The organism is Halogeometricum rufum (genome assembly GCF_900112175.1).
Lineage (GTDB): Archaea > Halobacteriota > Halobacteria > Halobacteriales > Haloferacaceae > Halogeometricum > Halogeometricum rufum.
The window spans coordinates 122,213-145,155 of record NZ_FOYT01000005.1 but is presented as its reverse complement, the minus strand read 5'-3'; the positions used below and the strand labels follow the sequence as shown (position 1 = coordinate 145,155).

Genomic DNA, 22,943 nt, shown 5'->3' with positions numbered 1-22,943 from the left:
AGTGGCCTCGAAGAGTTTATTTTGAGCTGAGTGCTCTGAAGTTGACCGCGTCAGCATACTCAAGTTCTATCATCCAACGTAAAATGGGAGTTCGTAACTCGGAGTCGGTTATCAGCCTACTGTCTCACTACGATTTTCGCCCGCAACTCGTAGCTACCGAAGCGAGCAGGGATAACTCAGTGAGCAATCCAGCACTCACGTAACTGGGGTTCTTCAGTACCCGCGCATCGCTACATCCGTGAGTCAGATCATTCTGACGGTAAAAACCGCAGTGAAATAAAACACGTTCCCTCTTCGAGATACAGTGAGTAAACTTCTGGTACTGTTCGTTCGGATATATTCCGGTGAGAGGCAGTAACAAGTGAAATCACCGCGTGAACGACCGTGCAGGGTCTCGAAATCCGCCACTATCCCCGGCACGAGAACTCCAGTCTGCGCTACTCGCAGGCAGTTCACGCCAGGTCCCGACTTCAAGCCCGGGTTGCGAATCAATATCGAACAGGTGCTGTCTCGTCCAACCCGCGAACCGTCCACCTGCGGAGCCTGATTACTGCTCCTGCAATCGCCAGGGGGCAACCGACGGCGAGCCACTCCAGCGCTCCGGAAGACAGTTCGATTATCGTTCTTCACTCTGGTTCGGAAGTATCTCGAAGGTACTGATCGTGCCGAAGAGCCCAGTGCTGGTCTCCCGCACCTCGAGGCCCGCCTCGGAGACGACTTCGCGCGGCTCTTGCGTCCAGCGACAGCCGTTCCTCGCGTAGTGAGCGTCGGCACGCCATTTCTGATACTTTGCGATTGGACCGACGTCGCTACGTCCGTGTTCGACGAGGCGAATCGTTCCCTCAGGCTTGCAGACGCGGTCCATCTCGCGCAGTGCAGCAATTGGGTCGGGGAACGTACAAGTCGACAGCGCGGAAATCACCGCGTCGAAACTGTCGTCGGCGAATTCGAGTTCCTGTGCGTCCATCTCCCGGAGATCGCCGTCGATCTCTAACTCGGTGAGTTGTTCCTCGGCGTTCGCCAGCATCTCTGGACTAACGTCGATACCGACGAGGTCAACCGTGTTGGGGAGGTATCGGAAGTTCGTTCCAGTGCCACAGGCGACGTCGAGCACTCTCCCCTCGACATCTCCGAATCGGGCCTGACGATAGCGACCGATAACAACACGGTCGAGCCATTCGAGCCGATGCATCGAATCAGCGTACTCCGCATACGCGTCTTTGATGTCCGAGACCGACATCGAGTGAGTCGACGCCGCGTCGGACTCGATTCGATTGTGGGGACCCTTCGTCTGCTTCGATTTCTCACTGGAGGTCATTGTCGTCGTTGTTGTCGGTCGTCAGCTCGCAGAACCGTCTGAGGAACGTCTTGCGGTCGGTTTTGCCGGCGTCGGCTGCTATGAGCGTCTCTTCGAGTCCGTCGCGGTTCTGGCGGCAGTACTCACGGTCGCAGGGCTTACAGAGGTACTCGAAATTCTTTCCCTCGCGGTTCCAGCGGTCGCCGTGTTTGTCGTACTCGCGGGCGTCCTCTCGGTCGAGCGTCTCGCCACAGGCGATGCAGGTTACCTGCTGGCCGGTGTCGGTCACCCATCGCCGTGAAGCGGTCGTCGTCATCGGTCGACCTCCCCGATGATGGTATCGAGACTTCCGAGAGTCGCGACGAGATCGGGAACGTACTCTCCCTCTGCCATCGCTGGTAGTACCGACAGGTTCGAGAAGGATGGTCCGCGAATTTTGAACCGAGCGGGCGTATCGGTGCCGTCGGCGCGGATGTAAATCCCGAGTTCGCCCTTGGCACCTTCGACGGCCCTGTAACACTCCCCAGACGGCTTCAACGTCCGGGGAACGTTAGCTTGGACGCTTCGCTCTTCTTCTGGCCAATCCGCGAGGAGGTCGACGCACTGCTCCACGATCGCTGCTGACTCCTCGATCTCCCGCAGTCGGACGAGCACGCGGGCGAAGTTGTCGCAACCGTTCTCGGTGACGACGTCCCACTCTAGGCGGTCGTAGTATCCGTACGGGTCATCCCGCCGGAGGTCGTAGTCGATACCGGAACCGCGAGCGACCGGTCCGGTGGCCCCGTACTGCTTGGCGACCTGTGGCGGTAGCTCACCAGTATCCACACAACGAACTTGGAAGACTTCGTTGCTAGTCAGCAGGTTATGATACTCTTCCAGCTTCTGTGGTAGGCTGTTTGTGAAAGCACGCACGTCCTCGAAGAACTCCTCTCGAGGCTCGGGGACATCCCAGACGACACCGCCGACGCGGAAGTAGTTGAACATCATGCGCTGGCCGGTCAGGTCCTCCAAGAGGTTCTGAACGGCGTCCCGGTCTCGGAAGCCGTACATGAACGTGGCGGTGAACTCACCGCTCACGTCGAGTGCGTACATGGCAGTAGCTAACAGGTGCGAGAGGATGCGCGACAGTTCGGCGCTCATCGTCCTGATGACCTGAGCGTACTCGGGAACGTCGATATCGGCCAGGTCCTCGACGACGCGAGCGTAGGCCCACTCGTTGAGCAGCCCCGCCCCGCCCCAATCCCAGCGGTCGGGATAGGGCATAATCTGGTGCCGGTACGTCCCCTGCTGGCACATCTGTTCCTCGCACCGATGGATATAGCCGATATCCGGCTCGACGTCCACCACCTGCTCGCCGTCGAGAACTGCCTCTAAGTGGAGCACGCCGTGGGTCGACGGATGGTGAGGCCCGATATTGAGGAATATCGTATCACCCTGCCGACTGTCGTTCTGGATAGGGTTGGCGTGCGCGGGGAGCGCCACGATCTGAGACTGGTTCCGACCGTAATCTTCGCGGAGCGGATGACCTTGCCACGTCTCCGGGAGCAGGATGCGCCGGAGGTCCGGATGACCTTCGTACTCGATACCTACGAGGTCGTAGGATTCTCGTTCGTGCCACTCGGCCGTCCGGTAAACCGGTGCAGCCGACTCACTGACCGGGCCGTCCTTCGTCGTCGGGACGACAACGGACAACTCGCGCGTCCGATCGTCGTAACTGGTGAGGTGATAGACCGTCTCGAAGCGGTCGTCGTACTCCTGAGCAGTCACACACGAGCAGTGATCGAGTCCGACCTCGGAGTAAAGTGTCGAGAGAACCTTCTGGACCTGGTCGGCACGGATCACGAGTGCGGGGGCGTTCTCGTGTGAATCACGCCCGAGAACGGTCTTATCGGGGAGGGCTGAGACCACCTCGTTTATGAACTGCTCAGTGGTCGAGCGTTGTTGGCGTTGCATCGTCCACAGGCCCTAGTTTTCGGTGTAGTGCAGTAGGCATACTGCCTCACCCGTGGTGTAGTTTAAATGGCGGTGAGCCCTGGTTGTTTAATTCTGCGCACATTTGATACTTCTATGCGATATCTCACTGTGTTAGTCAAACCGGGTGGACGGGGCGCGTTCCATCCGCTCGGGACGGCACTGGCAGACGCCCCGTCGATCAAACGGCGGGCCATTCATCATATCGAACTGCTCGATGACGACACTGTACTCCTATTTGCCGAGGCAAGCGGCAGTAAGGAACGGTACGAACAAATTATGGAGGACTCTTCTTACGTCAGCAGTTATCTCACCGCCGGAAAAGACCGCTGGATGGCCGTGAGTCAGTTTGAACCGACAGAAGAGGTTCGCCGGGGGCTCGAACTGCAACGAAAATCGCTTCTGGTAATTGAAACACCGATTCGATTTACCTCCGATAACCAAGTTAAAATCACCTACTTGGGAACTGACGAAGCATTCAGCAAGCTGTACGAATACGTTGACGAGATGGAACAGTTCACGTTCGACATTCTCAAGATGGGTGATTACGAGGCGAATAACTCATCGTTCGACAGAATGATTACGGCTAGGCAGAAGGAAGTGCTCGAGGCAGCGGTCGATCTGGGCTACTACAGTGAACCTCGCCAAGCGTCCCTTGAGGACATCGGTGAGGTCGTGGGGATTACTCCCGGAACGGTCAGTGAGCACCTGCGGAAAGCCGAAGAACGTGTGTTCACCGAACTCGTCCACTGACTCTCGCCCACAGTCGCCGCCCCGCAGACGACGAGAAAGTTTCCCAACATCCCACAGGTAGGTCTCGAGAATTTAACGGAGCCTCGTTAGTGCGGCAGTCTTCGTATTCAGCGCTGCCACATATCTGCATCCATAGGGGTTCGTCTGTAACCGGAACGGCCTCGACTCGCCGTACCGGGACGGATATACCGGTCGAAGGCGAGCGTGAACGTATGAACGACGGAACCGCCCCGGAAGGGACGGGCTGGTTCGAGGGAATCGAGCCGGACGACGTCGAGGGCGCGAGCGCGGCCGTCGCCGACGGCGAGAGCGAGGAACCGCGGGACTGGCCCGCACTCGCCGTCGAATCGGGATACGCGGACTCCGAGGCGGCGTACTACGACCGCCTCCGCGAGGCGACGCTCCGGGCCGCGACCGAGGCGGTCCGCGAACGCGAACGAGCCGACGACAGGCAACTCGTGCACGCCGTCCGCGCGATGGACGACGCCGAACGCACCGCGAACGAACTGGCCGAACGCCTCGCCGAGTGGGCCGGAACTTTGTACGACGACGCGGGCGTCGGCGTCGACGGCGCGCGCGAGGTAGCGGACAGAGAGCCGCAGACGCCCGTCGAGGAGCGCGTCGTCTCGTACGCCCGCCGCGTCGCGGACCTCGCGGACGAACGCGACGACCTGCGAGCGTTCGTCGAGGCGCGCGCGCCCGCCGTGGCCCCGAATCTCGCGGAGATGGCCGGCCCGGTCCTCGCGGCCCGCCTCGTCGCCCTCGCGGGCGGGTTGGAGCGGTTGGCGAAGATGCCGTCCGGCACCGTTCAGGTGCTGGGAGCCGAGGACGCCCTGTTCGCGCATCTGGAGGGTCGGGCGTCGTCGCCGAAACACGGCGTCATCTACGTCCACGACTACGTCCGCGGCACCCACCCCGACCACCGCGGGTCGGCGGCGCGCGCGTTCGCGGGGAAACTCGCCATCGCGGCCCGCATCGACCACTACTCCGGGGAGTACAAGCCGGAGGTTCACGAGGAACTCAGAGAGCGGATGGAGACGATTCGAGCGCGGGAGGTGGGCGAATGACCGACCTGCCCGACGGCGTCGAGCGACGGCCGTTCGACGGTCGGGAGCGACTCTCGACGCGCGGCGAGACGGTGTACGGCGAACCGCGGGACGCCGAGGGATGGCGCGCGTGGGACGCCGGGCGGTCGAAACTCGGCGCGATGTTCGAGTACGGGATGGACACCGGTCTCGTCGGGGGGGAGACGGTGCTGTACCTCGGTGCGGCGTCGGGAACGACCGTCTCGCACGTCGCCGACTTCGCGGGGCCGACGTACGCCGTCGAGTTCGCGGCGCGGCCGGTCCGCGACCTTCTCGGCGTCGCCGAGGACCGGGAGAACCTGTTTCCCCTCCTCAAGGACGCGCGAAAGCCCGAGACGTACGCGCACGTCGTCGAGGCGGACCTCGACTGCATCGTGCAGGACGTGGCGACGCGGGGACAGGCGACCGTCGCCAATCGGAACCGGCGGTTCCTCCGAGACGACGGCCGCCTCCTCGCGGTGGTAAAGGCGCGGAGCGAAGACGTGACCGCCGACCCCGACGACGTGTTCGAGGACGTCCTCGCGGAGTTGCGCGATTCGTACGAGGTGCTGGAGACGACGCGACTCGACCGGTTCCACGACGACCACCTCGGCGTCGTGGCCCGTCCGAAGTGAGCGCTGCATCGGAGAGTCGCTGCGACAGGCGTTCTGTCCGCCGATTTCGCGGTTGCTGCACGGGTCGCCGGGGTCCACGACCTATTTAATCGACCGCCGCGAACGACCCTGCGATGGAACTAGGGTCGGCCGACGCCTTCGACCGAATGGGTACCCTCGGCGTCGAGGAGGAGTTCTACATCGTGGACAGCGACGGCTACCCGGCCTCGGGCATCTCCGAACTCGTCTACGACGACCCGCCCGGGGGGCTTCTCGGTGACCGCATCGACCACGAACTGTTCAAGTTCACCGTCGAGACGCAGACGCCGCTCATCGACGACCCCGCGGACGTGGACGAACTCGTCCGGGCCGTCCGCGAGGCACTCGTCGACCACGCGGCAGACCACGGCTACCGCGTCGCCGCCGCGGGCCTCCACCCGGCCGCGAAGTGGCGCGAACTCGACCACGCCACGAAGCCGCGCTACAAGTCGCAACTCGACCGCATCCAGTACCCGCAACACCGCAACACGACGGCCGGGTTGCACGTCCACGTCGGCGTCGACGACCCGGACAAGGCGACGTGGATAGCCAACGAGATACGCTGGTACCTCCCGCCGCTGTTGGCGCTGTCGGCGAACTCGCCGTTCTGGAACGGCTTCGACACCGGTCTCTCTTCGGCCCGCGCGAAGATTTTCGAGAACCTGCCGAACACCGGCATGCCCTCTCGGTTCGAGGACTTCGAGGCGTACCGGACGTTCGAGCGTCGGATGGTCGAACACGGCTCCATCGAGGACCGCGGCGAACTCTGGTACGACGTGCGCCCCCACACGGGCCACGGCACCGTCGAGGTCCGGACGCCCGACGCGCAGGTCGACCCCGCGGTGACGGTGGCGTTCGTGGAGTACGTCCACGCACTCGTCCTCGACTTGGCCGCCCGGTACGAGGACGGCGAGACGGGGACGGAGATTCGCCGGGAACTCCTCGACGAGAACAAGTGGCGCGCCACGCGGCACGGTCACGACGCGAGTTTCGTCGGCACGGACGGCGAATCGACGGTCACGCTCGAGCGGTTCGTCGCGGACGAGTGCGACCGACTCGGCGTGGACGGACTCCGAAGCCTGTTCGACGCCGAGAGCGGCACCGAGCGACAGCGGCGGATTCACGAGGAGGAGGGACTCGACGCCCTCTGCGAAGCGCTCTGCCTCGACTGAGCGTTCGGAAAGGTTTTTCACCGTCCCGTTTTGACCTGTGTGATAGAACATATGTCTACGGACGACCCCACAGACGACCCCGGAGAGAGCGGGTCCGCCGACGCGCCGGTGACGGACCCCGCGGACCCCGCGGACGACGCGGACGGCGCGTCGACGCGCGACCGACTCGAAGCGGAGGCCGACCGCGCCGTCTCGGAGTTCGACGACAACGTCGTGGACCTGTTGGCGTGGCTGCTCGACACGGAGACGCGCGCCCGCATCTTCGTCTTCCTCCGACAGAACCCCCACTCCACCAGCGACGAGGTGGCCGACGGCACCGGCCTCTACCCGAGTACCGTCCGGGAGGCACTCGCCGAACTCCACGACGAGGAGATGGTGGACCGACGCAAGCGGAAGAACTCCGGCGCGGGCAACAACCCCTACGAGTACACGGCTATCGCGCCGAGCGAACTCGTCCGGAGCGCCGTCGGTCAGGTCCAGTCGCAACTGAACACCGTGTTCAACCTCGACCGGCGACTCCTCGGCGACGACGAGGCGGGCGACGTGGAACCGGTCCGAATCACCGTCCGGGACGAACCGGAGGAGTGACGGGGACGTCCGCCCCGACGCGGGGCGGTCCCGAAGCCGACCTTTTTAAGTTGCGAGCCGCCGACGCCCGGATATGAACGTCGCGCTGGGCGGGACCTTCGACCCGGTCCACGACGGCCACCTCGCGCTGTTCGAGCGGGCCTTCGAACTCGGTGACGTGACCGTCGGTCTCACGAGCGACGAACTCGCGCCGCGGACCCGCCACGTCGACCGGTACGTCCGCCCGTTCGAGGAGCGAAAGCGCGACCTCGTCGAGGAACTGGAGCCGTTCGCGGCGGAGTACGACCGCGAGTTCGAGATTCGGACGCTGACCGAACCGACCGGCATCGCCACCGAACCCGGCTTCGACGTGCTCATCGTCTCCCCGGAGACGAAGGACGGCGGCGCGCGCATCAACGAGATACGCGAGGAACGCGACCTGCCGCCGTTGGACATCGAAGTCGTCGACCACGTCCCCGCCGAGGACGGCCAGCGCATCTCTTCGACGCGCATCGTCCGCGGCGAGATAGACCGCCACGGCAACCGCACGCCCGAACGCGAGGGTCGCGAGGCGACCCGTCCCGACGCCGACGACGCCTGACTCACCAGGTCGGCGGCCGGAACCCGTTGGTCTCGAGAATCTCCTTCCAGCGCTGTTGGATGCTGAGTCGCGTCACGTCCATGGCGTCGGCGACGCGCGACTGCGACCGTTCCTCACCCGCGATGAGTGCGCCGGCGTAGAGGCTTGCCGCCGCGACGGCGCGCTTCGACCGGTCCTCCTCCGGCACCTCCGAGAGGAACATGTCGCCGGCGTACGACCGGGCTTCGGACCCGAGTTCGAGGCGGTCGGCCCCCTCCTCGATGCGCGTCAACCACTCCTCGTTGTCCACTCTGTCCCGGGCGCGATACATACCTGAAGCACCGCGCGGACGCACTTGACGCTTGCTCAGTTCGGTCGTTGTCGGCCGCGAACGACAGTTTCTTACCTCGATTCCTGATACGCTGTAGTGCGCGCGGGTAGCCAAGCCTGGCCAACGGCGCAGCGCTTAGGACGCTGTCTCGTAGGAGTCCGCCGGTTCGAATCCGGTCCCGCGCATAGCTTCTCCGAACGTCAGTGAGGAGAGCCATCGATACGAGCGGATTCGAACCCTGCAAGGAACGCGCAGCGAACGGAGTGAGCGAGCATTTCTCGCTCCGGTTCGAATCAGGTCCCGCACCTCTGGCCGTCGCCGTCGCTCGAACCCCGCCGCCCGAAACTTCGACGCCCGACACGTGGCAGACCCGCACGTTCGCCTTCGCTGACAGCTCTCGCCGCCGTCCCGCTCGAACGCGACGACAGTTGTCCGACGTGCGTCAGCCGTTATCACCCCCGAGAACGTCCCACAAGTCTTTTTCTCACTGCAGGAGAGCATTGACTGATGGTGGCGCTATCGGACCTCCTCGATGATGTCGTGGCGGACGTGGACGCACTGTTCGTCTTCTCGCCGAGTAGTTCGTACTACGAACAGTTCGAGGACGAGAGCCTCGACACTCCGGTGGTGGTGGTCGCCCCCGAGAACACCGTGGACGCGGCGGAGTACATCGAACTCCCCCTGGAGTTCGACAACGTCCGCGACCGCATCCGTTTCGGCATCGAGGGGGCGATGGGGAACGGCGTCGTCGAGGAGGACGACGTCGTCGCCTGCAACGTCGCCGTGTTTGGCGGTGACCACGACGCCGTGATTCGCGTCCGCGTCACCGAAGAGATGCGCTCGGGCATCTACGACCTGTTCGCCAACTCGCGGGCGGACCCGAGCGTCATCCGCGACGTGTTCGAGGTGGCCATCGAACTCGGAAAGAAGGGCCAGAAGGGCAAGCCCGTCGGCGCCCTGTTCGTCGTCGGCGACGCCGGGAAGGTGATGAACAAGTCCCGACCGCTGTCGTACAACCCGTTCGAGAAGTCCCACGTCCACGTCGGCGACCCCATCGTGAACGTGATGCTCAAGGAGTTCTCCCGACTGGACGGCGCGTTCATCATCTCCGACTCGGGGAAGATAGTCAGCGCCTACCGATACCTCGAACCCGCAGCCGAGGGCGTCGACATTCCGAAGGGACTCGGTGCGCGGCACATGGCCGGTGCGGCTATCACTCGCGACACGAACTCGACGACCATCGTCCTCTCCGAGTCCGACGGGTTGGTCCGTGCGTTCAAGGGTGGGAAGATGATTCTGGAGATCGACCCGGAGGACTACTGATGACGCCCGCGGCGACACTGCTGCAGGCGGAGAGCGACCCCGCGGATTCGTTCTTCGCCGAACTCACCGACCTGCTGCCCAGAGACGTCTGGTTCGCACTGGTCGTCCTCGTCGCCGGTTTCGTCGTCGCCATCGTCCTCGGCACGCTCACCCGCCGCGTTCTGGACGGACTCGGCGTCCCCGACGCCATCGAGGGGACGGCGTTCGAGCGGACGGCGCGGAACTTCGACACCTCGACGGTCGAACTCCTCGGCTGGCTGGTCCGCTACTTCGTCGTCGGCGTCGCCGTCCTCGCCGCGTTGTCCATCGCCAACGTGAACTACGCCGACCGGTTCTGGAGTCAGGTCGTCGAGTTCCTGCCGATGCTGTTCTTCGCGGTGGTCATCCTCATCGTCGGTATCGTCGTCGGCGACAAGGTCGGACTGCTGGTCCAAGAGCGACTGCGCGGCGTCAAACTCCCGCAGGTCGGCGTCATCCCCGCCGCCGCGAAGTACACCGTGTTCTTCCTCGCGTTCCTCATCGCCCTCTCGCAACTCGGGGTGGCGACGTTGGCGCTGGTCGTCCTCCTGGCGGCCTACCTGTTCGCAATCGTCTTCCTCGGCGGCATCGCCTTCGCGGACCTGCTCAAGTCGGGTGCGGCGGGGACGTACCTCCTCTTGACGCAACCGTACGCCATCGGCGACGAGGTTCGCGTCGGCGACACGGGCGGCATCGTCCAGGAGGTGGACCTGTTCGTCACGCACATCGAAGACGACGGCGAGGAGTACATCGTCCCCAACCGGAAGGTGTTCGAGGTGGGGCTCGTCCGCCTCCGATGACGTTGGCGCGGTGACACATCTCTCCCCGAAACTGTTTTGATACGAGACCTGTATAGACTGATGAATAGTCGTGCTACGGTCCCCGATGTCGCCATGAGCCGAAACCTCCCGCTCGGAGACGTCGCAGACGTCTCGCCGACCGCCCGCGAAGTCAGCGAGCGACTGCTCGACGCGTTCTTCCACCAGGACCTCCGAGAGGACTGTCTGCTGTGCGGCGACGCCGACGGCGCGCGGACCGCGGCCGAAACCGCGACGACGGCGATGTCGACCGTGTTCTGTGCGGAGTTTCCGGGCCGACCCCGGCGGCACGCCGAACGCGCCGGCGAGACGTTCGTCCAGGCCCTCTTTCTGCAGGACGAGATAGAGAACTGGGCGGCGGTCGAAGCCGACCGGTCCCAGTTGCCGTCGGACCTCGTCCTGACGTGCGGCCCGGCACCGCGCGGGGCCGACGTTCTCGACGACCCGCGGTGGGACGACGTTCGCGACCTGTTGTCCGCTGTCTGCTCGGACGCGGGCATCGACGAGACGTACGCGCGCCGACAGACGGAGTTCTGGCGGCGACACGGTCAGCGTGAGGCCGGGTGGCGACGGACGGCGCTGGCGGCCCACCGCCTGAAGGTGCGGGCGATGGTTCCGGGATGCTCCGACGAGGAGGCGGAGCGACTCGCGCGGCAGTTCGTTCTGGGCGTCGAGTTACACGACGAGTGGGGTCGGACCGACCGCGACCGGGACTTCGGCGAGATTCGCGGCGTCGTCGCCGCGTACTACCAGCGCATCTTCGAGTTGCGCGGCAAGATTCCCCGTCTCTGATCCGACCGGTCAAACCCGGAGAATGAAATACTCCGAGTACGAGGTAGTGCTGTGGATTGGAGTTCCGACGACGAACACCGTCTCGGCGGGAACGTCTACCGCGAGGCGTTCCGGAGCACCGGGGCTCCGGTTCTCATCGCCGACACGAATTTCGTCATCCGCGACGTCAACGCCAGCGGTCTGCAGTTTCTGGGCTACGACTCCGGTGACCTCGTCGGCGAGTCGGCGGCGGTCATCTCCGGCGACGACCGCATCTACGAGGACATCGTCGACCACCTCTCGCGCGGCGAGACGTGGTCCGGGAAGTTCGTCGCGGAGACGAGGTCGGGCGAGAAGGTGTACGGCCGCGGTTCCGCGGCGCCCATCGTCGTCGACGGCACCGTCGAAGGCACCGTCGCCATCTTCGTCGACACGACGAAACAGCAGCAGTACGAGAACGCCTCGGAGGTGCTGAACCGACTGCTCCGACACGACCTGCGCAACGAACTCAACGTGATGTACGGCCACGTCCAGCGAGCGCAGTCGGAGACGTCCAGCGACGAGGCCGCCGAGAGTCTGGAGCGAGCGCAGGAGAAGATACTCCAAATCGTCCACAAGACCGAACGGGCCCGCGACCTGCGGGACCTCTTGGAACGGTCCCACGACGCGTCGAACCGCCCGGTCCGCCTCGACATCGTCCTCAACAACACGCTGGTCGAGGTGATGCAGGAGTTCCCCGAGGCCGAGTTCAACTTCGAGGTGTTCCCCGAAGTCGTCGTCCGCGCCGACGACCTGCTGTCGGCCGCCGTCGAGGCGGTTCTGGAGAACGCCGTCGCGCACAACGACGCCGACGACCCGGTCGTCGAAGTCTCCGTCGAGGTACGCGACGACCACGTCGTCCTCGCCGTCGCGGACAACGGCCCCGGCGTCCCCGAGTCGCAACGCGACCTCATCTTCGGGCGCGAGGAGTACGACCAACTGCACCACGGGACGGGCATCAGCCTCTTCTTCGCCGACAGCGTCTTCGATAGCTACGGCGGCGACATCTGGGTCGAGGACAACGACCCCCGCGGCGCCGTCTTCAAGATTCGGCTCACGCGCCCCTGAGGATGCTCCTCCAACCCGGACCGGTCGCGTTCGTCGGGTTCGGTCTCGCGGCCGTCGCGGCCGCCGCCGGCGGCGTCGCACTCGCGTACGCCGTCTTCGCCGACGCAGCGGCCCGAGGGAGCGACCACGCGCGGTTCTGGGCCGTCGTCTGCGCCGTCTCGCCGTTCGCCCTCGTCTACCTCCTCGTCCGCCGCCGACTCGGCGCGCGCGGCCCGCCGACCGACCGCGAGCGACTGGCGCGCACGGCCGCGGGTGCCGTCGCCGCCGCGTTCGTCGCGGGAGCCGTCTTCGCCCCGCCCGACCCACTCACGCAGGTGCGGTGGTTCTGGCCGTCGCTCCTCGTCGCACTCCCCCTCTCGTACTACGCGTTCCACCGGGCGTGAGTCACCGCGTCCCGGCGACGGTCACGCGCCGTCGCCCGCGTCGGTTCCGGCGTCCGCGTCGTCTCCGTCGTCCAGTTCCGCGCCCGACATCGGCCGCGCGGGGACGCCCGCCACCGTCGTCCCCGGCGGCACGTCCCGCGTGACGAGGGAGTTCGCGGCCACCTGCGCGCCCTCGCCGACGCGGACGCCCGGCAGGAGCACGGCCTTCGCGCCGATCATCGCCCGGTCTTCGACGACGACTTCGCCGGTGCGGTACTCGTCCTGCAGGAACTCGTGACAGAGGATGACCGAGTCGTAGCCGACGATGACGTCGTCGCCGAGCGTGATGAGTTCCGGCCAGAACACGTCCGGCGTCGCCTCCAGCCCCCACGAGACGCCGCGGCCGACGGTGACGCCGAGTCGGCGCAGCGCCCAGTTCTTCCACCGGAGGAAGGGGGCGATACGCGCCACCCACACGAGGAGGTAGTTCAGGACGACTCGCCAGACGGGCTTGGCGTCCGTCCAGTACTGCAGGGAGTTCAGCGGTCCGGGCGTCGGATGGCGCTGCACTCGGTGGTGTCGGCCGCCCGCCGCGTCGTTGTCGTCGCTCACGGCCGTCGATTGGTCCCGTTCGGATAAAAGGCTCCGCGTCCCGGGGCCGCCTCACGCCGGGTCGGAGACCGGTTCCTCCCCGCGCCGAAGCGTGCCCCCGCCCCACCAGACGGTGACGAAGAGCGCTGCGACGGCCGTCGCGGCGAACCCGTAGCCGTACAGGGCGGGCGTCAGCCCGACGAGTTCACCGGCGAGGTTACCCGAGAAGTGAAAGGCGACGACGACCAGCAGGCTCCGGCCGGTGTTGTTGTACAGCCACGTGTAGAGCACCGCGCCGAACACGATGCTCCCGAGGAACGGGACCGGTTCGGGCTGGAACGTCGTCGTGCTGTAGTACCCCTCCATGAACAACAGGGGCACGTGCCACGCCGCCCACGTCACCCCGAGGACGAGGCTGGCGACGAGCGCCGTCCACCGCGCCTGAAGCCGGTCGAGCCAGTACCCCCGCAGGCCGACTTCCTCGGGCAACGGGAGCAGCAGCGAGAACGCGAGGAGGCCGAACAGCCCTATCGGGTCGAGGAGGCGGTCGAGGCCGGCGACTTCGAGCGGTGCGTCCGTGACGCCGGTGACCAGGCCCACGCCGGCGACGACGAGGTTGAGCGCGGGGTAGACCAGCAGCGCCGCCGCCCACCAGCGCGGACGGACGCGACGCACGTCGGTCAGCCGACGCCACAGGTCACGGAGTCCGGTCCGTCCGCTGGCGAGCCACGTGAGACCCAGTCCGGCGATGACGGGGCTGAGACCCCCGACGAGGAAGAACGCCACGTTCGGGAACGACCACACCGACTCCCCGGAAGCGACGACGAGCGCCCACCAGGCGTACGTCCAACCGAGATAGACGACGGGGAACGCCCACGGCGAACCGACGCCGCGGCCGCGGAGTCGGGCGACCTGTCCGTCCCGCCCGCGTCCGTCGTCGCCGTCGCTACGTCCGTTGTCGTCGTTGCGTCCGCCGTCGCCGTCGCTACGTCCGTTGTCGTCGTTGCGTCCGCCGTCGCCGTCGCTACGTCCGTTGTCGTCGTTGCGTCCGCCGTCGTCGACGCCGCGCGTGTCGTCCATCGCGACCACCGACTCGTCGTTCGTCGCGCCGGAGCAACAATCCGACGCCCGATTGTCAGCCCCCGAGAAGGCGGTTACTCGTCGCGCAACTCGGCCACGTGGTCGATGCGGCGTTGCACGAGTTCGGGCTTACCGATGTCGTGCCGGACGCGCAGGCCCTCGCCCGCCGCGGCGAGTCCCGCCTCCGCCGACCGTTCGGCCGCCTCGATGGTGTCTTCGACGCCGACGACGGCGAACGACCGCGAGGTGGTCGTGTAGAGGCCGTCCTCGCGGGCGTCGACGCTGGCGTAGAACAGGAGGGCGTCGCCGACGTTCTCCTCGTCCACCTCGATGCGCGCCCCCGAATCGGGGTCCGCCGGGTAGCCGTCGGGGACGGCGTACTTGCACACCGTCGCCTTGCCCGCGAACTCGAGTTCCGGCAGTTCGTCGCCGTCGCGGCCGGCCGTCACCACGTCGAGGAACGGCGTCTCGAGGACGGGCAGCGTGTTCATCGCCTCGGGGTCGCCGAACCGGGCGTTGAACTCCACCACCTTCACGCCCTCGGCCGTGAGCATGAACTGGCCGTAGAGGACGCCCTTGTAGTCGTCCAACGCCGCCACGGTGGCTTCCAGAATCTCGACGGCCGCCGCGTAGTCGTCGAACGACATGAACGGCAGTTCCGCGGCGGCGTCGCTGTAACTGCCCATGCCGCCGGTGTTCGGCCCCTCGTCGCCCTCGTAGGCGCGCTTGTGGTCCTGTACGGCGGGCGTCGGGCGCACGTCGCCGTTCGCCACGAACGCCTGCACGGTGAACTCCTCGCCGACGAGTCGCTCTTCGAGGACGACTTCGTCGTAGTCGGAGTCGCGCAGGTACGCTTTGGCTTCCTCTTTCGTCACCTGGTCGCCGGTGACCTTCACGCCCTTGCCGCCGGTCAGACCGGCGGGCTTGACCGCCAGGTCGCCGTCGTAGTCGTCGACGTACTCGCAGGCGGCCTCGGTGTCCTCGAACACGGCGAAGTCGGGGCAGCCCGGAATCGACTCTTCGGCCATGAACTCCCGTTGGAACGCCTTGTCCGTCTCGATGCGGGCGTCGTCGGCCCGCGGGCCGAACGTGTAGACGCCGGCGTCGTCGAGGGCGTCCGCGACGCCCGCTTCGAGGGCCGACTCGGGGCCGACGACGGCCACGTCCGCGCCCACCTCGGTCGCGTAGGCGACGATGTCGTCGGCCGCCGTCTCCGACACCTGCTCGAACCCGGCCGCGAGCGACGCGATGCCGGGGTTGCGGTTGCTCGCACACGCGTACAGTTCGCAGTCGGGGCTGGCAGTCAACGCACGCGCGATGGCGTGTTCGCGGCCGCCGCCGCCGACGAGAAGCGCCGTCTCCGTCATACGCGAAGCCACCTCGCACGAGAGTGTAAAGGTTGTTCTTTTCACGACCGGTTCTGACCACGTTCGTGCATATTCTTGGGCCGGCGGGGGCTCGCGACTCCGCGTCCCGGCCCGCGCGAGGAACTCTCAAACGCCCCTTTCACTCACCGGAAGGCCCTTTCTGGTCCCTCCGAGACGGGGTGTATGGTCTCTCGCAGACGCTTCCTCCGACTGGGCGCGGGCGCGATAGCGGGGGCGACGACGACCGGGTGCGTCGGCAGTCCACGCCGCGGCGACGGCACCGCCTCGGCCGACACCGCCAACGCGACCGAATCGGCCCCGAACGGGGCCGACGACGCCCCGACGACGACGCCCGGCGACCTACCGACGTGGTCGCCCGACTGGACGCTGTCGTTCGACGACTGGCACGTCTTGGGTCTGGACGCCGCCGACGCCGCGGACGCCGGCGGGCCCCTGTACGTGACGCTGAGTCGGGACGGCGGCGACTCGGCCGTCGCGGCCGTCGACCCCGGCGACCGGTCGGTCCGGTGGCGAACGCCGATGGACGGCGAGGCGGTCGGCGGGTCCCACGCCTCCTACCAGCGAATCGCCCGCGGCGGGTGGGGCGTGACGCTCGACAGCGACACCGTCTACGCGGTGGCCGGCCGGGCCGACGAACGGGAGTGGACCGCCCTCCACGCGTTCGACCGGGCGTCCGGCGACGAACGGTGGTCGCTGGAACGCGACCGGGAACTCGGCGTCGCGGGCGTCTCCGCGGGCCTCCTCGTCGCCACCGGTCTGGAGTTCTTCCCGCCGGCCGACGAGACGCCGATGAGCCATCAGACGCCCGAGGAACCGCTCACGACGGTCGTCTACGGGGTCGACCCCACCGACGGAACGGTCGCGTGGGAACGGACGTTCGCCGCCGTCGACGACGTCGCCGTCGGCGAGTGGGGCGTCGTCGTCGCCACCGACGGCGGACTGGTCGCCCTCGGCCGCGACGGTGCGAGGCGCTTCACCGTCGGCGACGGCCCGGCGACGCGGGTCGAAGTCGCCGGCGACCGAGCGTTCGTCCTCACCGGCGAGGACGAGGGGGCGACCCTGTCCGGCGTCGCGGCGAACGGCGACGTGGACTGGCGGTACGACGCGCCGGTCCACGAACTCCGCCTCGCCGGCGACCGACTGTACGCCGGCGGCGACGCCGTCGTCGCAGTCGACGCCGACGGCACCGTCGTCTGGCGCGACGACGACTACGGGCAGTGGTTGCTCTTCGACCCCGACGGCGACACGCTCTACACCCGGTCCGGCGTCCGGCAGGACGCCGCGACGGCGTACGACGCCGCGGGCGGCGAACGCTGGACGTTCGCCCCGCCGTCGAACAACGCGTGGCCGGAGGCGGCGACGAACGACTCGCTGGTCGCCACCGCCATCACCGCCGAGGACGCCGACGACCCGTTCAAGACCGTCTACGCCGTCGACTCCGCGGGCGAGGCCACCGCCTCGTTCGGCCGCGACACCGTCTTCGACGCCGTCGGCGTCGCCGACACCGCCTACCTCGCCGACGGCCGGTCGACCCTCCTCGCCCTGACGCCCTGACGCGGCCGACCCGCCGGCGGCGCACCGAGTCGCCGTCTCCACGGTCCTTTAGTCGCCGCGGCACCGTCCTTCGGGTATGAGCGACGCGTTGGGGCGCAATCGGTTGGCCGACGAGCAGAGCCCGTACCTCCAGCAACACGCCGACAACCCGGTGAACTGGCAACCGTGGGACGAGACGGCCCTGCAGGCCGCCCGCGAGGAGGACCGCCCCATCTTCCTCTCGGTCGGCTACTCGGCGTGTCACTGGTGTCACGTCATGGCCGACGAGAGCTTCGAGGACGAGGCGGTGGCGCAGGTGCTGAACGAGTCGTACGTCCCGGTCAAGGTGGACAGAGAGGAGCGACCCGACCTGGACCGAATCTACCAGACCATCTGCCAACTCGTCTCCGGCGGCGGCGGGTGGCCCCTCTCCGTCTGGCTCACGCCGCAGGGCAAGCCGTTCTACGTCGGCACGTACTTCCCGAAGGAGGAACGGCGGGACAGGGGCAACGTCCCCGGCTTCCTCGACCTCTGCCGGTCGTTCGCCGACGCGTGGGAGAACGACCGCGAGGAGATAGAGAACCGCGCCGAGCAGTGGACGAGCGCGATTCGCGACCAACTGGAGGAGACGCCGGACGACCCGGGCGAGTCGCCCGGCACCGAGATTCTCGGCGAGGTGGCCAAGGCCGCCATCCGCGGCGCGGACCGCGAGTACGGCGGTTTCGGCTCCGGCGGCCCGAAGTTCCCCCAACCCGGCCGCGTCGAGGCCCTCCTCCGGTCGTCCGTCCACTCCGGCGAGGACGAACCGCTCGCCGTGGCGATGGAGACGCTGGACGCGATGGCGAACGGCGGCCTGTACGACCACGTCGGCGGCGGCTTCCACCGCTACGCGACCGACCGACAGTGGACCGTCCCGCACTTCGAGAAGATGCTGTACGACAACGCCGAGATTCCCCGCGCCTACCTCGCCGCGCACCGCCTCACGGGCCGCGCGGACTACGCCGAAGTCGCCCGCGAGACGTTCGACTTCGTCGCGCGGGAACTCCGCCACCCCGACGGCGGGTTCTACAGCACGCTCGACGCGCAGAGCGGCGGCGAGGAGGGGACGTTCTACGTCTGGACCCCCGAGCAGGTGCGGGATGCGCTGGCCGACGAGACGCGCGCCGACGTGTTCTGCGACTACTACGGCGTCACGTCCGGCGGGAACTTCGAGAACGGCACCACCGTCCTCACCGTCTCGACGCCGGTCGACGAGGTGGCCGAGGCGCACGGGCTGACGACCGAGGACGTCGTCGACCACCTCGACGCCGCCCGCGAGACGCTGTTCGAGGCCCGCGAGTCGCGGACGCGGCCGCCCCGCGACGAGAAGGTGCTGGCCGGCTGGAACGGCCTGATGATTTCGAGCCTCGCGCGCGGCGGCCTCGTCCTCGGCGACGAGTACGCCGAACTCGCGGCCGACGCGCTCGAGTTCGTCCGCGACCGCCTCTGGGACGCCGACGAGCGGAGGCTCTCCCGCCGGTTCAAGGACGGCGACGTGAAAGGTGCGGGCTACCTCGAGGACTACGCCTTCCTCGCCCGCGGCGCGTTCGACCTGTACCAGACCACGGGCGACGTGGCCCACCTCGCGTTCGCCGTCGACCTCGCCCGCGAAATCGTCGCGTCGTTCTACGACGAGGCGGCGGGGACGCTCTACTTCACCCCCGCCGACGGCGAAGCGCTCGTCACCCGGCCGCAGGAGCTACAGGACCAGTCGACGCCGTCCAGCGTCGGCGTCGCCGTCTCCCTGCTGTCGGACCTCGACGCCTTCGCCCCGGACGCCGACTTCGCCGCCGTCGCGGGGACGGTGCTCGACACGCACGCCGACCGCATCCGCGGCCGGCCGCTCGAACACGTCTCGCTGGCGCTGGCTGCCGAGAAGCGCGCCCGCGGCGGGTCCGAAGTCGTCGTCGCGGCCGACGGCCTGCCCGAGTCGTTCCGCCGGTCGCTGGCCGAACGCTACGTGCCCGACGCCGTCCTCTCGGTTCGGCCGCCGACGGACGACGACCTGTCGCCGTGGCTGGACGCGCTGAGTCTGGACGAGGTGCCGCCGGTCTGGCGGGGCCGGGAGATGCGCGACGGCGAACCGACCGTCTACGCCTGCGAGGGCCGCGCCTGTTCGCCGCCCGCCCACTCCGTCGAGGAAGCGCTCTCGTGGTTCGAGGGCGGCCCGGACGTGGACCTCGACTCGGACGTGGACTTGGACGACGTGGACGCGGACTTCGACTGACCCGCTCGTCCGGCCGTCGCTCACGCCTCGCCGCGTATCTCTCGGCCGTCGAACCGCCGGAGCGTCTCGGCGAGGAACGTCGCCACTCGCTCCGCCCGTTCGGCGTCTCCACAGGGAAGCGCCGCTGGCGGGCGGTACAGTTTCTCCATCGTCCACGTCAGCGCCTTCCCGATGGGGTCGTCGGAGACGGGGCCGTCCAGTCCCCACGACAGTCGGAGCGTCGTCCCGTCGGCGGCGACGGCGACGCCGCGGAGATTGGCGATGCCGTAGCAACTCGCCCGCCGTTCGTCCAGCGTCTCCTCGCAGACGGCCGGACCGACGCTCCACCGTCGGTCGCGGGCGACCCACTCGGCGACCGGGTCGTCGGCGACGAGGCAGGCGTCGAGGCCCGAGAGGGCGTCTTCGGCGGCCGCGAACGCCGCCTCGGGGAGCGCGTCGGCGTCGGCTCGGAGGTCGGAGTGGTGCGGCATCGCGCTCAGCGCGGTCCGCCCCTCGCGCGCGAGTTCCACCTCGAAGACGAAGTGTCGGCCCGCGATGCCGCCCGCCAGTTCGACCAGACGTGAAAGTGCATCCAAACCCGTTCCGTCGTCCACGAGTTCGACGCGCCACGCTTCTCGGGAACTCGCGTCGTCGTCCGGCGCGCGCTCGAACCGGTCGCGGACCGCCTCCCACGCCTCGCGGCAGTCCTCGCCGTCCGGTTCTTCCTCCAGCCACGGTTCGTCGAGTCTGACGAGTCCTCGGTCGGCGTACGGGACCAGCGAGTCGACCGTTCGCGCGAGCGCGCCGGCGTAGTCGTCGCTCAGGAGCGTGTGCGTGCCTTCGAAGTCGTCTGCGGGCATCTGTGGAGGGGAGGGGTAGATAGGTCCGGAGCGGGGACGGGGCTGGAGACGCGCTACTCGGAGAGCCGTCGGGCGAGGTAGACGGCGACGGAGACGCGTTCCTCCTCGACGAAGCGGGCGACTTCCTTCCCCTCGCGTTCGACGACGACGGTGGGGATGCGTTCGACGTCGTACTCCTCGACGAGGGGGCCGACCTTGCTGCCGTCGTCGGCCTTCTCGACGGGGTAGTGTTCGACGTTCTCCTCGGGTACCTCCGCGGCCCGCAGGGCGGCGGCGAAGTCCGGCAGTTGAGTGCGGCAGTCTTTGCACCAGTCGCCGCCCCACACCTTGAAGACGAGTCCGTCCTCGGCGAGGGCGTCCACTGCGTCCTCGTAGGAGGCGGCGTCCCACGCGGGGTTCGGCTGCATCGTGTCGAGCGTTCCGGATTCGGCGTCGGCCATGCGACCGGGTAGCGGCCGCGGCGACGTAAAGCGCGCGGTGGCGGAGAGGTTCGCCGTCCGTCGCGCGGTGCGACGCGGATTCGTACCGGCCGCGGCGGGTATCGGCGTCTCTTGCCCCCGTCCGCCACCGTTTTCGGGCCGAACCTACTACCGGACGACGATGGACGCCAACATTCTCGAAACCATCGGCTCCCCGCTGGTCGAGGTGTCGTCGCCCGAGGGCGCGACGATAGCGGCCAAGGTGGAGTCGAAGAACCCCGGCGGGTCGGCGAAGGACCGCCCGGCACTCGCCATGATCGAGGCGGCCGAACGCGCCGGCGAGATAGCGCCCGGCGACCGACTGGTCGAACCGACCAGCGGCAACACCGGCATCGGACTGGCGATGGTGTCCGCCGCGAAGGGGTACGACCTGACCATCGTCATGTCGGCGTCGGCCTCGAAGGAGCGACGCGAGATAATGCGCGCCTACGGCGCGGACATCGAACTCGTCGAGGGCGACATCTCCGCCGCGAAGGACCGAGCGGACGAACTGGAGGCCGAGGGGATGACCCAACTCCGTCAGTTCGAGAACGAGGCGAACCCCCGTGCGCACTACCGCACGACGGCCGAGGAGATTCTCGAACAGGTGGGCGACCGAGAGATAGACGCCCTCGTCGCCGGCGTCGGCACCGGCGGGACGCTCTCGGGCAACGGCCGTCGCCTCCGCGAGGAGTTCCCCGAGATGGAGGTCGTCGCCGTCGAACCCGCCGAGAACCCCGTCCTGTCGACGGGCGAGGCCGGCAGCGACGACTACCAGGGGATGGGACCGGGGTTCGTCAGCCCGAACCTCGACACGGACCTGATAGACCACGTGGAGACGGTCCCGCTCGAAGACGCCGAGGCCGAGTGTCGCCGCCTCGCCCGCGAGGAGGGCATCCTCGTCGGCCAGTCCTCGGGTGCGTCGAACCTCGCGGCCAAGCGCGTCGCCGAACGACTCGCCACGCCGGAGGCGAACTGCCCCGAACCGCCCGAACGCTACGTCGTCGAGGACGTGCCCGAGGACGGCGACGCCCGCGCGGACGGCGGCCCCGGCCGCTCCGAGTCGGCCGACGACTGCCCCCTCGTCGTCACGGTGTTCTGGGACAGCGGCGAGCGCTACATGTCCACCGGCATGTTCGACTGAAGGAACAGGCGGACGAGCGAGTTCACGCGCTGCGGCTGTTCTCTGGGCGGCCAGTGACCGCACTCCGGGAGGATTCGCACCTCGGCGTCGGGCACCAGCGACCCCGCGCGCACCGACCACGCCGAGGGGACGAACCTGTCGTCCTCGCCGTGGACGAACAGCGTCGGCACCGCGAGGTCCGGGAGTCGGTCCACGTAGTTCGTCCGGGGGCCGGTGAAGCCGACTTCGGCCCGCTGAAACGCGCGCCACGCGCTCCCGTCGTTCTCGGCGGCCGCCTCGTACACCTCGTCCACGACGCGTCGCCGGACGTTCCCGTAGGCGACGATGGCGCGGACGGCGAAGTACGCGAGCGTCCGACTCCGCGCGGTGGCGCGCCACGACCACTCCGAGAGGCGGGGCAGGCGGACGAACAGCGCGCCGAGCGGACCGCCGGGCACCGACCCGCCGAGCCCGTAACTGTCGATGGCGACCAGCGCCGACACGTCGTCGGGGTGTTCGAGGGCGTAGCCGAGCGAGATGGCGCCGCCGAGGGAGGCGCCGACGAGCGCGGGGGATTCGACGCCCTCGGCGTCGAGGAACCGTTCGAGGACGCGCACGTAGTAGTCCGTCGTCGGGACGCGTTCGGGCGGGTCGCTGTCGCCGTACCCCGGGAGGTCGACGGCGTAGACGCGGTAATCGTCGCTCAGCGCCGGTATCAGCTCGCACCACGACAGTTCGGCGCTGTCGAGTCCCCCGCCGTGGACGAGGACGACCGACGGGTCCGACGGTTCTCCGGCGACCAGCGAGGAGATGCGGAGACCGTCGAGCGTCGTCTCGCGTCTCGTCGCGCCGTGGGGGACCTGCATACGGGTCCCTTC

Annotated in this window: 24 protein-coding genes and 1 tRNA gene; 15 read left to right on the top strand and 10 right to left on the bottom strand. The window is 67.6% G+C overall.

Translation table 11 applies throughout. The features are described from left to right. Nucleotides 1–616 precede the first annotated feature (616 nt). From BM310_RS18885 to BM310_RS18875, 3 genes are read right to left on the bottom strand one after another with little or no spacing between them, the layout of a single operon-like run. Complete coding sequence (locus tag BM310_RS18885) at nt 617–1,318, bottom strand: class I SAM-dependent methyltransferase (RefSeq protein WP_245778548.1); 702 nt, start codon at nt 1,316–1,318, stop codon at nt 617–619. Beyond that, a complete protein-coding gene (locus BM310_RS18880; protein WP_089810736.1) occupies nt 1,305–1,613 on the bottom strand; it encodes a DUF7562 family protein in 309 nt (102 codons plus the stop codon). Before BM310_RS18880 ends, BM310_RS18885 begins: the two co-directional genes overlap by 14 nt. Then, the gene (locus tag BM310_RS18875) at nt 1,610–3,250 is read right to left on the bottom strand and encodes an NADH-quinone oxidoreductase subunit D (RefSeq protein ID WP_089810733.1); all 1,641 of its coding nucleotides are present in this window, start codon (nt 3,248–3,250) and stop codon (nt 1,610–1,612) included. Before BM310_RS18875 ends, BM310_RS18880 begins: the two co-directional genes overlap by 4 nt. Nucleotides 3,251–3,364: 114 nt before the next feature. On the opposite strand from BM310_RS18875, the gene BM310_RS18870 reads away from it, so the two are divergent. The 6 genes from BM310_RS18870 (at nt 3,365) to BM310_RS18845 (ending at nt 8,078) form a co-directional block, all read left to right on the top strand. Then, nucleotides 3,365–4,021: a helix-turn-helix domain-containing protein gene (locus BM310_RS18870; RefSeq protein WP_089810731.1), complete on the top strand. Its 657-nt coding sequence runs from the start codon at nt 3,365–3,367 to the stop codon at nt 4,019–4,021. Between the two features lie 212 nt (nt 4,022–4,233). Continuing rightward, the gene (locus BM310_RS18865; RefSeq protein WP_089810729.1) at nt 4,234–5,088 is read left to right on the top strand and encodes an NOP5/NOP56 family protein; all 855 of its coding nucleotides are present in this window, start codon (nt 4,234–4,236) and stop codon (nt 5,086–5,088) included. Then, the gene (locus BM310_RS18860) at nt 5,085–5,720 is read left to right on the top strand and encodes a fibrillarin-like rRNA/tRNA 2'-O-methyltransferase (protein ID WP_089810727.1); all 636 of its coding nucleotides are present in this window, start codon (nt 5,085–5,087) and stop codon (nt 5,718–5,720) included. Before BM310_RS18865 ends, BM310_RS18860 begins: the two co-directional genes overlap by 4 nt. Before the next feature lie 113 nt (nt 5,721–5,833). Next, nucleotides 5,834–6,910 carry a glutamate--cysteine ligase gene (locus BM310_RS18855; RefSeq protein WP_089810724.1) on the top strand — a complete coding sequence of 359 codons (1,077 nt, stop codon included), beginning with the start codon at nt 5,834–5,836 and terminating at the stop codon, nt 6,908–6,910. Nucleotides 6,911–6,961: 51 nt separating this feature from the next. After that, nucleotides 6,962–7,498 (top strand): winged helix-turn-helix transcriptional regulator, encoded by a 537-nt coding sequence (locus BM310_RS18850; RefSeq protein WP_089810723.1) that lies wholly within the window; start codon nt 6,962–6,964, stop codon nt 7,496–7,498. Between the two features lie 73 nt (nt 7,499–7,571). After that, nucleotides 7,572–8,078, top strand: a complete 507-nt coding sequence (locus BM310_RS18845) for a phosphopantetheine adenylyltransferase (protein WP_089810721.1) — start codon at nt 7,572–7,574, stop codon at nt 8,076–8,078. Nucleotide 8,079: 1 nt separating this feature from the next. Here the strand turns inward: BM310_RS18845 and BM310_RS18840 are convergent, their stop codons facing one another. Next, nucleotides 8,080–8,388: a cyclin family protein gene (locus tag BM310_RS18840; RefSeq protein WP_089810719.1), complete on the bottom strand. Its 309-nt coding sequence runs from the start codon at nt 8,386–8,388 to the stop codon at nt 8,080–8,082. 100 nt (nt 8,389–8,488) lie between these two features. Here BM310_RS18840 and BM310_RS18835 point away from each other — a divergent pair. From BM310_RS18835 to BM310_RS18810, 6 genes are all read left to right on the top strand, one after another. Then, a tRNA-Leu gene (locus tag BM310_RS18835) sits at nt 8,489–8,573 on the top strand. Nucleotides 8,574–8,895: 322 nt separating this feature from the next. Beyond that, a complete protein-coding gene (gene dacZ, locus BM310_RS18830; protein ID WP_089810717.1) occupies nt 8,896–9,711 on the top strand; it encodes a diadenylate cyclase in 816 nt (271 codons plus the stop codon). Then, nucleotides 9,711–10,529, top strand: coding sequence for a mechanosensitive ion channel family protein (locus tag BM310_RS18825; RefSeq protein ID WP_089810715.1), 819 nt, complete (start codon nt 9,711–9,713; stop codon nt 10,527–10,529). The genes dacZ and BM310_RS18825 overlap by 1 nt, the downstream gene beginning before the upstream one ends. A 93-nt stretch (nt 10,530–10,622) precedes the next feature. Beyond that, entirely contained in the window at nt 10,623–11,339 is a 717-nt protein-coding gene (locus BM310_RS18820) for a hypothetical protein (RefSeq protein WP_089810712.1), read from the top strand. Nucleotides 11,340–11,390: 51 nt separating this feature from the next. Next, a complete protein-coding gene (locus BM310_RS18815) occupies nt 11,391–12,425 on the top strand; it encodes a sensor histidine kinase (protein WP_089810710.1) in 1,035 nt (344 codons plus the stop codon). 2 nt (nt 12,426–12,427) lie between these two features. After that, on the top strand, nt 12,428–12,808 hold the full coding sequence (locus BM310_RS18810) for a hypothetical protein (RefSeq protein WP_089810708.1): 381 nt from the start codon (nt 12,428–12,430) through the stop codon (nt 12,806–12,808). A 21-nt stretch (nt 12,809–12,829) separates the two neighbouring features. Here the strand turns inward: BM310_RS18810 and BM310_RS18805 are convergent, their stop codons facing one another. From BM310_RS18805 to purD, 3 genes are all read right to left on the bottom strand, one after another. Further along, nucleotides 12,830–13,399, bottom strand: coding sequence for an acyltransferase (locus tag BM310_RS18805; protein ID WP_089810706.1), 570 nt, complete (start codon nt 13,397–13,399; stop codon nt 12,830–12,832). Between the two features lie 51 nt (nt 13,400–13,450). Continuing rightward, nucleotides 13,451–14,458: a CPBP family intramembrane glutamic endopeptidase gene (locus BM310_RS18800; RefSeq protein WP_177232705.1), complete on the bottom strand. Its 1,008-nt coding sequence runs from the start codon at nt 14,456–14,458 to the stop codon at nt 13,451–13,453. Nucleotides 14,459–14,532: 74 nt separating this feature from the next. After that, nucleotides 14,533–15,825 carry a phosphoribosylamine--glycine ligase gene (gene purD / locus BM310_RS18795; protein ID WP_089810704.1) on the bottom strand — a complete coding sequence of 431 codons (1,293 nt, stop codon included), beginning with the start codon at nt 15,823–15,825 and terminating at the stop codon, nt 14,533–14,535. Between the two features lie 183 nt (nt 15,826–16,008). On the opposite strand from purD, the gene BM310_RS18790 reads away from it, so the two are divergent. Both BM310_RS18790 and BM310_RS18785 read left to right on the top strand, forming a co-directional pair. After that, nucleotides 16,009–17,400, top strand: coding sequence for a PQQ-binding-like beta-propeller repeat protein (locus tag BM310_RS18790; RefSeq protein WP_089810701.1), 1,392 nt, complete (start codon nt 16,009–16,011; stop codon nt 17,398–17,400). A 76-nt stretch (nt 17,401–17,476) separates the two neighbouring features. Then, nucleotides 17,477–19,645, top strand: coding sequence for a thioredoxin domain-containing protein (locus BM310_RS18785; RefSeq protein ID WP_089810699.1), 2,169 nt, complete (start codon nt 17,477–17,479; stop codon nt 19,643–19,645). Nucleotides 19,646–19,665: 20 nt separating this feature from the next. Here the strand turns inward: BM310_RS18785 and BM310_RS18780 are convergent, their stop codons facing one another. Next, on the bottom strand, nt 19,666–20,484 hold the full coding sequence (locus BM310_RS18780) for a hypothetical protein (protein WP_089810697.1): 819 nt from the start codon (nt 20,482–20,484) through the stop codon (nt 19,666–19,668). 53 nt (nt 20,485–20,537) lie between these two features. Next, a complete protein-coding gene (locus BM310_RS18775; RefSeq protein ID WP_089810695.1) occupies nt 20,538–20,924 on the bottom strand; it encodes a thioredoxin family protein in 387 nt (128 codons plus the stop codon). A gap of 160 nt (nt 20,925–21,084) precedes the next feature. Here BM310_RS18775 and BM310_RS18770 point away from each other — a divergent pair, with 160 nt between their 5' ends. Further along, entirely contained in the window at nt 21,085–22,086 is a 1,002-nt protein-coding gene (locus BM310_RS18770; RefSeq protein ID WP_089810693.1) for a PLP-dependent cysteine synthase family protein, read from the top strand. On the opposite strand, the gene BM310_RS18765 is transcribed toward BM310_RS18770, so the two are convergent. Beyond that, nucleotides 22,059–22,931 carry an alpha/beta fold hydrolase gene (locus BM310_RS18765; protein WP_089810690.1) on the bottom strand — a complete coding sequence of 291 codons (873 nt, stop codon included), beginning with the start codon at nt 22,929–22,931 and terminating at the stop codon, nt 22,059–22,061. The two genes, BM310_RS18770 and BM310_RS18765, sit on opposite strands and share 28 nt — an antisense overlap. Nucleotides 22,932–22,943 lie beyond the last annotated feature (12 nt).

What these genes read in the sequence shown, in the direction of transcription:
- purD (WP_089810704.1), bottom strand. Translation starts at nt 15,825, where the DNA reads ATGACGGAGACGGCGCTTCTCGTCGGCGGCGGCGGCCGCGAACACGCC.
- BM310_RS18775 (WP_089810695.1), bottom strand. Translation starts at nt 20,924, where the DNA reads ATGGCCGACGCCGAATCCGGAACGCTCGACACGATGCAGCCGAACCCC.
- BM310_RS18825 (WP_089810715.1), top strand. Translation starts at nt 9,711, where the DNA reads ATGACGCCCGCGGCGACACTGCTGCAGGCGGAGAGCGACCCCGCGGAT.
- BM310_RS18840 (WP_089810719.1), bottom strand. Translation starts at nt 8,388, where the DNA reads ATGTATCGCGCCCGGGACAGAGTGGACAACGAGGAGTGGTTGACGCGC.
- BM310_RS18820 (WP_089810712.1), top strand. Translation starts at nt 10,623, where the DNA reads ATGAGCCGAAACCTCCCGCTCGGAGACGTCGCAGACGTCTCGCCGACC.
- BM310_RS18790 (WP_089810701.1), top strand. Translation starts at nt 16,009, where the DNA reads ATGGTCTCTCGCAGACGCTTCCTCCGACTGGGCGCGGGCGCGATAGCG.
- BM310_RS18800 (WP_177232705.1), bottom strand. Translation starts at nt 14,458, where the DNA reads ATGGACGACACGCGCGGCGTCGACGACGGCGGACGCAACGACGACAAC.
- BM310_RS18885 (WP_245778548.1), bottom strand. Translation starts at nt 1,318, where the DNA reads ATGACCTCCAGTGAGAAATCGAAGCAGACGAAGGGTCCCCACAATCGA.
- BM310_RS18860 (WP_089810727.1), top strand. Translation starts at nt 5,085, where the DNA reads ATGACCGACCTGCCCGACGGCGTCGAGCGACGGCCGTTCGACGGTCGG.
- BM310_RS18785 (WP_089810699.1), top strand. Translation starts at nt 17,477, where the DNA reads ATGAGCGACGCGTTGGGGCGCAATCGGTTGGCCGACGAGCAGAGCCCG.
- BM310_RS18810 (WP_089810708.1), top strand. Translation starts at nt 12,428, where the DNA reads ATGCTCCTCCAACCCGGACCGGTCGCGTTCGTCGGGTTCGGTCTCGCG.
- dacZ (WP_089810717.1), top strand. Translation starts at nt 8,896, where the DNA reads ATGGTGGCGCTATCGGACCTCCTCGATGATGTCGTGGCGGACGTGGAC.
- BM310_RS18845 (WP_089810721.1), top strand. Translation starts at nt 7,572, where the DNA reads ATGAACGTCGCGCTGGGCGGGACCTTCGACCCGGTCCACGACGGCCAC.
- BM310_RS18780 (WP_089810697.1), bottom strand. Translation starts at nt 20,484, where the DNA reads ATGCCCGCAGACGACTTCGAAGGCACGCACACGCTCCTGAGCGACGAC.
- BM310_RS18850 (WP_089810723.1), top strand. Translation starts at nt 6,962, where the DNA reads ATGTCTACGGACGACCCCACAGACGACCCCGGAGAGAGCGGGTCCGCC.
- BM310_RS18865 (WP_089810729.1), top strand. Translation starts at nt 4,234, where the DNA reads ATGAACGACGGAACCGCCCCGGAAGGGACGGGCTGGTTCGAGGGAATC.
- BM310_RS18870 (WP_089810731.1), top strand. Translation starts at nt 3,365, where the DNA reads ATGCGATATCTCACTGTGTTAGTCAAACCGGGTGGACGGGGCGCGTTC.
- BM310_RS18765 (WP_089810690.1), bottom strand. Translation starts at nt 22,931, where the DNA reads ATGCAGGTCCCCCACGGCGCGACGAGACGCGAGACGACGCTCGACGGT.
- BM310_RS18770 (WP_089810693.1), top strand. Translation starts at nt 21,085, where the DNA reads ATGGACGCCAACATTCTCGAAACCATCGGCTCCCCGCTGGTCGAGGTG.
- BM310_RS18880 (WP_089810736.1), bottom strand. Translation starts at nt 1,613, where the DNA reads ATGACGACGACCGCTTCACGGCGATGGGTGACCGACACCGGCCAGCAG.
- BM310_RS18855 (WP_089810724.1), top strand. Translation starts at nt 5,834, where the DNA reads ATGGAACTAGGGTCGGCCGACGCCTTCGACCGAATGGGTACCCTCGGC.
- BM310_RS18875 (WP_089810733.1), bottom strand. Translation starts at nt 3,250, where the DNA reads ATGCAACGCCAACAACGCTCGACCACTGAGCAGTTCATAAACGAGGTG.